This window comes from Thiobacillus denitrificans (assembly GCF_001530125.1).
Taxonomy (GTDB): Bacteria; Pseudomonadota; Gammaproteobacteria; order Burkholderiales; family Thiobacillaceae; genus Thiobacillus; species Thiobacillus denitrificans_C.
The window spans coordinates 1-7263 of record NZ_LDUG01000061.1 but is presented as its reverse complement, the minus strand read 5'-3'; the positions used below and the strand labels follow the sequence as shown (position 1 = coordinate 7263).

The window sequence follows — 7263 nt, the reverse complement described above, 5'->3', positions numbered from 1 at the left end:
GCCTCGCCGCCGAAAAAGTCCGGCGTCGCGGCAAACAGCGTGGTGATGTGGGTGTCCAGCGCGGCGTGTTCGGCGCTGTTGAGGATGATCTGTATCCCGGCGAGCCGCGTGGTCTTCAGTTCCAGCGCGGGCGCGGGGCGGGGCTCACGTCGGCGCGGCATGGCGGGCAGGGGGATGGAAATTCACGAAACCAGACAATCGAAAGCAACCCCGAGAGTCTAGCCGTACCTGCAACCTGGGGCAAGGCGCGCTGCCCCGATGGCGTGTTCAGGCCGCTTCCTTCGGCCGCATCTGGCGGCTGTAAAGGAATTCCAGCACCTTGCTGCGCAGGTCGTGATAGTGCGGATCGTGCGCCAGTTGCAGGCGTTCGCGCGGGCGCGGCAGATCGACGGCGAGGATTTCGCCGATGGTGGCGGCCGGACCGTTGGTCATCATCACGATGCGGTCGCTCAATAACACCGCCTCGTCGACGTCGTGGGTGACCATGATGACCGTGCTTTTCGTCGCGGCGACGATCTTCATCAGCTCGTCCTGCAAATGGGCGCGGGTGAGGGCATCGAGCGCGCCGAAGGGCTCGTCCATCAGCAGCACTTTCGGCTCCATCGCCAGCGCGCGCGCAATGCCGACGCGCTGCTTCATGCCGCCAGAGATTTCGCCCGGCAGCTTGCCGGCCGCATGGGTCAGGCCGACCAGTTCGAGCGCGGCGGTGGTGCGCGCCTTCAGCTGTTTTCTGGATTCTGTGCGGCCAAACACTTTTTCAACCGCGAGATAAACATTCTCGAATGCGCTGAGCCAGGGCAGCAATGAATGGTTCTGGAACACCACCCCGCGCTCAGGCCCCGGTCCCTTGATCTCCTTGTTGGCGAGCAGCAGCACGCCATCGGTGGCATCGAGCAGGCCCGCCACCAGGTTGAGCAGCGTCGACTTGCCGCAGCCGGAGTGGCCGATCAGCGCGATGAACTCGCCCTGGTCGACATGGAGGTCGATGCCGGTGAGTGCGGTGAACTTGCCTTTTTTGGTGTTGAACACCATGCCGGCGTTTTCGATCTGGACGTAGCTTTGCATCTTGAATTCTCCGTGAGGGTGAGCAGCGGGCGTAGGTTGGGTTGAGCTTGCGAAGCCCAACGTGGCTGCTGTTGGGCTTGTCAGCCCAACCTACGTAGTGGCTCTGTCAGTCGTAACTAAACCGTTTCGCGATCAGCATCAGCGCCTGTTCGAGCAGCAGTCCGACGATGCCGACGACGAAGATGGCGATGATGATGTGGGCGACGTTGAGGTTGTTCCATTCGTCCCACACCCAGAAGCCGATGCCGACGCCGCCGGTGAGCATTTCAGCAGCAACGATGACCAGCCAGGCCACGCCGATCGCCAGCCGCACCCCCGTCAGCACATACGGCAGCACGGCCGGGAACAGTATCTTGGTGAAGACCTTGAGTTCGGACAGGTTGAGCACGCGCGCGACGTTCAGGTAGTCCTGCGGGATGCGCTGCACGCCGGAGGCGGTGTTGAGCACCATCGGCCAGATGCTGGAAATGAAAATCACCCAGATCGACGCCGGTTCGGCCCTTTGCAGCACCAGCAGGCCGATCGGCAGCCAGGCCAGCGGCGACACCGGGCGCAGGATGCTGATGATGGGCGAGAGCATGCGGTTGAGAAAGTCGAAGCGGCCGATCATGAAGCCGAGCGGTATGCCGACGGCGGCGGCAAGGCCGAAGCCGATGCCGACGCGGTACAGCGAGTTGAGAATATTCCAGCCGATGCCCATGTCGTTGGGGCCGTTGTTATAGAACGGATCGGAAAACAGCACCACCGCCGCGCCCCAGGTTTCAACCGGGCCGGGAATGGATTTGTTGGTGTTGGCGATCAGCGCCCACAGCGCCACGAACAGCAGCATGCCGAGTAGCGGTGGGATGGTATTTTTGAACAGGTTGAGCGTGCCTTCGATGAAACGTTTGCCCGACTCGGTTTCAAAATAGGGGGGGCGACGGGCACGGGAAACGGCGGCCGACGCCTCTTTGGATGTCGGGACGATATCTTCGCCTGACAGGATTTCACTTAAATTTTCGGGTGTTGCATTGATTGCACTCATATCGCACTCCTGAATATTGACGACGTCTTCGGCTGCCTGTCCGCATCGACCGGCCAGGCAACCGGAGTTTCACGCCGGGGCGTAAGCCGCCTGTTTCATGGCGGATGCCAGCGTGGTGTAGGTTTCCACCCAGGCATCCCTGACCGCCGGGGTGAACTGTTCGCCCAGCCCCTTGCCCAGGGTCCAGATCAGCGCACTGCCCACCGTGTCGTAATGCGCTTCCGTTACGCCATAAGCGACATGGCGACGCCCCATGTCCTCGACCGCTCCCAGAATAGGGCTGAGATCATCCAGGCTGTTGACGGCGGTATTGATGATCGTCATCAGCTTGCGGCCCTGCTCGACCATGTCACCCCGGAACATGCTGCGTAGCGAGGGATCGAGCTCGAACAGCTGGTCATAGAACAACTGCGCCGCTGTCTCCTTGATTGGAAGAACCTGTTGCCAGCTGCTGCGCACCAGCATGATTTTTTCGGGTGTCATGGCCACTCCTTGGCTTGAATTGATTGAGGCCTTGATCTTGGTCAGGCTTTAATTTTGAAACTGTCGGCATAGGCCTTGGGGTTCTTGCCATCCCACACCACGCCGTCGATCAGCTTGGAGGAGCGCATGTCGGACTTCGGCAGCGGCGTCTTGGTCATCGCCGCGGCGGCCTTGTACACGTCGATGCGGTTGACCTTCTTCGCCACCGCCAGATAGTCGGGGTGCTCCTTCAGCAGGCCCCAGCGCTTGTGCTGGGTGAGGAACCACATGCCGTCCGACAGGTAGGGGAAGCCCACGATGCCGTTGTTGTAGAACTTCATGTAGTTGGGATCCGACCACTTTTTGCCGATGCCATTGTCGTACTGGCCGAGCATGCGATCCTCGATCGAATCGAAATCGGTGTTGACGTAGGACTTGGCCGAAATGATCTTGGCCACTTCGGAGCGGTTGCTCATGGTGTCGATGTACTTCGACGCATCAAGAATCGCCGCCACCATGGCGCGCGCGGTGTTGGGATATTTCTCGACGAATTCGGCGGTGGTGCCAAGCACCTTCTCCGGATGGTCTTTCCAGATGTCCTGGGTCGTCGCGGCCGTGAAGCCGATGTTGTCGCGGATCGCGCGCGCGTTCCACGGCTCGCCCACGCAGAAGCCGTCCATGTTATCCACCCGCATGTTGGCGACCATCTGCGGCGGCGGCACGGTGATCACCTTGGTCTGGGTGAAGGGGTTGATACCGTAGGTCGACAGCCAGTAGTACAGCCACATCGCGTGGGTGCCGGTGGGGAAGGTCTGGGCGAAGGTGTATTCCTTCGGTTCAGCGGCGATCAGTTTCGCAAGCGATGCGCCGTCGGTCACACCCTTGGTATACAACTGCCTGGACAGGGTGATCGCCTGTCCGTTATGGTTCAGGTTGGCCAGCACCGCCATGTCTTTCTTCGGCCCGCCGATGCCCAGCTGCACGCCGTAGATCAGGCCGTACAGCACGTGTGCCGCATCGAGCTCGCCGTTGACCAGCTTGTCGCGCACCGCCGCCCACGAAGCTTCTTTCGATGGCGTGATGGTGAGGCCGTATTTCTTGTCGAAGCCCTTCACCGAGGCCATCACCACCGACGCGCAGTCGGTCAGCGGGATGAAGCCGATGCTGAGGTTGGGCTTTTCCGGCGCGTCGGAGCCGGCGGCCCAGGCCCCCTGGCGCACGCCAGGCGGCACCAGTGCCATGAGGGCGGCGGCGACGGAGACGCCGGTGGTTTTTTTCAAGAAATCACGCTTGCTCGGGTCTTGCACAAGGGGCTTGTCCTGGGTGTCGCTCACGGTGTGTTCTCCAAATAAAAAAAGCGTCGCCTTGAGGGCGGACGCCTTTGTCCAGTGATGAAAAAATTGACGGTCACGCTGAAAGCCACATCATTGCGACTGTTCAGTTCAGGATTAGCAACCGCCGTGCCAGCTACGCAAGTGCCATGTATTGCATGGGGTTTCGTGGGATTCGGCCACGCATCTGGTATTGCGGGTCAGTGGCTCATGCACACTCGCAGTGCGAATTGTTCCTGTTGCGCACCAATCAGGGCCGAATGAATCAGGCGAGTGGTTTCTGCAGAATCTGCCGCGCGATGTCCGCCAGCTTCAGGCCTCGATCCATCGCCGCGCGGCGCATCTCGCGATACACCTCGGGCTCCGACGCGCCAGTCTGCTTGATCAGCAGTGCCTTGGCCTGGTCGATCAGCTTGCGCTCAGACAATTCAAGACGCGTCTGTTCCAACTGGTCGTGCAGCGCCTGAAACGCCTCGAAGCGCGACACCGCCACGTCGAGAATCGAGCGGATGCGCGCCGGGTCGATCCCGTCCACCACATACGACGTCACCCCCGCCTGCGTCGCCGCGCGGATCGACTCCGCGCTGCCGTCATCGGTGAACATTACGATCGGGCGCGGGCAATCCTGGTTCGCCACGCAGATATGCTCCAGCGTGTCGCGGTCGGGCGAGTCCTGCGCAATGATCACCACGTCCGGGCGCAGCGCCTGAACCTGCACGTCCAGACTGCGCGCGGAATTCAGCGTGGCCGCCACCACGCAGCCCGCCGCTTCCAGCGCCGGCACCAGCATCGCCAGCCGCTCGGGCTGGTTTTCAACAATCAATACACGCATGCTTGCTTCAAGTTTTTGGTTGAGCCACAAAAAAAGGCGGCCTCCGGAGAGGCCGCTAAGTCGGAGGAGACTGCCTGAGCAACCTGGCCTTGCGGTTTGGGCACTCAGTTGGGATATAGCATGGGGCGTGCCAGCTTTTAAAGTGCTTAATTATCAAACGCTTATGTGTTTTTTGGCCTGTTGTGAGGCGGGCCGGGGTGAACGGTTGTGGTGCATGGGGCGGGGAAAAGGAATCAAAACGGGGCGCAAACGATGCGTCGCTCGTCATGGCGAGCGCAGCGAAGCAATCCAGTCTTTGGTTTGGCGCGGAGCACACTTGATGGTTACACCTTCGATGCACTGAGGACCGTTGGCCGGGGGTCGCCTTCTTTTGGTTACTTTTCTTGGCGAGACAAGAAAAGTGACTAGCTGCCGGGCTACCCCCGGCCAACGAACCTCAGCACGTAATAACTTTCAATCGCAAGCCAACAACCTCTCACTTGCACCGCATCTCCGGCGTCAACTTCATCCACTTCATCAACCAGTTCTTCGCCCGCTCCCGCGCATGCCGTGTCGCAATCTTCTCCTCCGGCGTCTGGTCGGGCCGGAAATCGAACGCGCGCCGCGCCATCGGGTATTCCTGCCATTCCACCGGCACCCCGCGTTCCCACAGCGCGTAGAACGCGCGGCCGCCGTTCATGCGGCGCAGTTCGTAATCGGCGTCGCCAATCAGATACAGCACTGGCGTGGTGATCTGCATGATCTCGGGCGCGATGCGAAACAGTTGATCCGGTTCCGGCGCGTTGGGGTTCTGCATGTGGCCGTAGTAGCTGACGATGGCGGCGATGTCGGGGCCGCGCTTGGCGGCCAGGCGGATGGCGTAGTACGGGCCGCGCGACAGGCCGACGATGCCGACCGGCTGCTTGCAGGCATGTGGCAGCGTCTTCAGGTAATCCAGTCCGGCCTCCACGTCCAGTTCGGTTTCGGGGTTGTGTGCCGAGGGCCAGCGTTCGATGAAGCGGCCGCTCTGCCAGTCGGGGGCGACGACCAGAAAGCCTTGGGCGGCAAGTTCGCGCACGTGGGCGCGTTCGTCGCCTTCGTAGCCGCGCTTGGCATGGATGAACAACACGGGCGGGAAGGGACCTTTGCCCGTCGGCGTGGCGATCTCGACCGGCACGTCGGAACCGTCTGCGGCCTTGATCATCGTCTTGCTCAGTTCGACAGCGCTGGCGACGGCCGAGGCGCCCAGCGCCGATGCTAAGATGGCGCCCGCGATGACACGTTTTTTCATGGTCTCTTCCTGTAGTTTTTCTGGCGAGTATTCTAGGCCAGCAAGCTGATTTCCTGCACAGTCCAAACGTTTCAGTGAACACTTCCATCGAAGAACCGGTGATTCCCCCACGCCTGCAACGCCCGCTGGCGGCGGTGTGGATTTCGCTGGGCTTGCATGCGGCGCTGATTGCGCTGGTGCAGGTGGCGCCGCCGGCGTCGCTCAGTCTGGGCGAGCCGGTGATCGAGGCGCGGCTGGTGTCGACGCATGCCGCGCCGCCCGCTGTCGAGACGCCGCCCCTGGCGCCCGCAGTGGAAACGCCTGATGAGACCCCGGAGGCCGTGCCGTTGCTCGCGCCGAGCGAGACGGCGGAGGCGCTGCCGGTGGCCGAGCCCATGGCCCCACCGCCCGCCGAGTTTGCGCCGCCTGCCGCCGTAGCGCAGCCTGCCGAACCCGACCCCGCAGCGTCACCCTCCGCGCCTGCTTCGGCACCGCCTGCCGCGCCGGCGCCGGCCGCGACGATCACCAGCTCGGTCGATCTCACTTATTACAGTGCGCGCGATGTCGATGTGCATCCGCGCGCGCTGCGCGAAATTGTGCCGGACTATCCAAACGATGCCGATCGCCAGCGGCTGTCGGGCAAGGTGCGTTTGCAGCTTAAGCTGGAAGCCGATGGCCGCATCGGCGCCATCGAAATCGTATCCGCCACCCCGCCCGGCGTATTCGACGAATCGGCGATCAAGGCATTTGGCGATGCGCGCTTTGCGCCGGCGCAAAAGAACGGCCATCCGGTGCGCGCGCTGGTGCTGATCGAGGTGGTGTACGACTGGGAAGGTCGACGGTGAAGAGATTCAAGGGGCGCGCGGTGTTGTAGGAGGCCCGCCCCCGGGCCGATGCCGTGGAGGTTGCGACGGTGCGCAAATCGGGGCGAGGGCGCCCCGCCCACAGCGCTGGCCAACACCAACAAATAACGATGAAAGCGCCTAATTCTACTGTGTTATAAATAATGCGATGATTCAGGCATAGGAATTAGCGAGGTGGAGGCTACATGGGGCTGAGTCTTGAATCGCGGTTTGAAGCGTATTGCGACGAACTGGTAAAAGCGCTGTCGCATGCGGACCGTAGTCAGCCCGCGCGCTGGTATCTGAAAGGACTGATGTTGCCCGGCAGCAGAAAGAGCGTAGAGCCGATGGCGGCGCGGGTGCGACCGCACGACGTGCGGTCGGCGCATCAATCGATGCATCATCTGGTAGCCGATGCCGAGTGGAGCGATGACGCCCTGCTGGCGACGGTCGCCGGG

8 protein-coding genes are annotated in these 7263 nt (G+C 62.0%); 2 read left to right on the top strand and 6 right to left on the bottom strand.

Going from position 1 to position 7263, the window contains the following annotated elements:
* Nucleotides 1-267: 267 nt before the first annotated feature.
* From ABW22_RS16025 to ABW22_RS16000, 6 genes are all read right to left on the bottom strand, one after another.
* Nucleotides 268-1065 (bottom strand): ABC transporter ATP-binding protein, encoded by a 798-nt coding sequence (locus ABW22_RS16025; protein WP_059759234.1) that lies wholly within the window; start codon nt 1063-1065, stop codon nt 268-270.
* A gap of 106 nt (nt 1066-1171) precedes the next feature.
* Complete coding sequence (gene ntrB, locus ABW22_RS16020; RefSeq protein WP_059759230.1) at nt 1172-2089, bottom strand: nitrate ABC transporter permease; 918 nt, start codon at nt 2087-2089, stop codon at nt 1172-1174.
* Nucleotides 2090-2158: 69 nt separating this feature from the next.
* Entirely contained in the window at nt 2159-2572 is a 414-nt protein-coding gene (locus ABW22_RS16015; protein ID WP_059759225.1) for a globin family protein, read from the bottom strand.
* 41 nt (nt 2573-2613) lie between these two features.
* A complete protein-coding gene (locus ABW22_RS16010) occupies nt 2614-3885 on the bottom strand; it encodes a CmpA/NrtA family ABC transporter substrate-binding protein (protein WP_059759221.1) in 1272 nt (423 codons plus the stop codon).
* A gap of 262 nt (nt 3886-4147) precedes the next feature.
* Complete coding sequence (locus ABW22_RS16005) at nt 4148-4714, bottom strand: ANTAR domain-containing response regulator (protein ID WP_059759218.1); 567 nt, start codon at nt 4712-4714, stop codon at nt 4148-4150.
* A 475-nt stretch (nt 4715-5189) separates the two neighbouring features.
* The gene (locus ABW22_RS16000; RefSeq protein WP_059759215.1) at nt 5190-5984 is read right to left on the bottom strand and encodes a dienelactone hydrolase family protein; all 795 of its coding nucleotides are present in this window, start codon (nt 5982-5984) and stop codon (nt 5190-5192) included.
* 74 nt (nt 5985-6058) lie between these two features.
* Between ABW22_RS16000 and ABW22_RS15995 the strand changes: the two genes are divergently transcribed.
* On the top strand, nt 6059-6808 hold the full coding sequence (locus ABW22_RS15995; RefSeq protein WP_059759212.1) for an energy transducer TonB: 750 nt from the start codon (nt 6059-6061) through the stop codon (nt 6806-6808).
* A gap of 203 nt (nt 6809-7011) precedes the next feature.
* Nucleotides 7012-7263: transposase (locus tag ABW22_RS15990; protein WP_162264500.1), on the top strand; the 252-nt coding region annotated here is incomplete at its 3' end.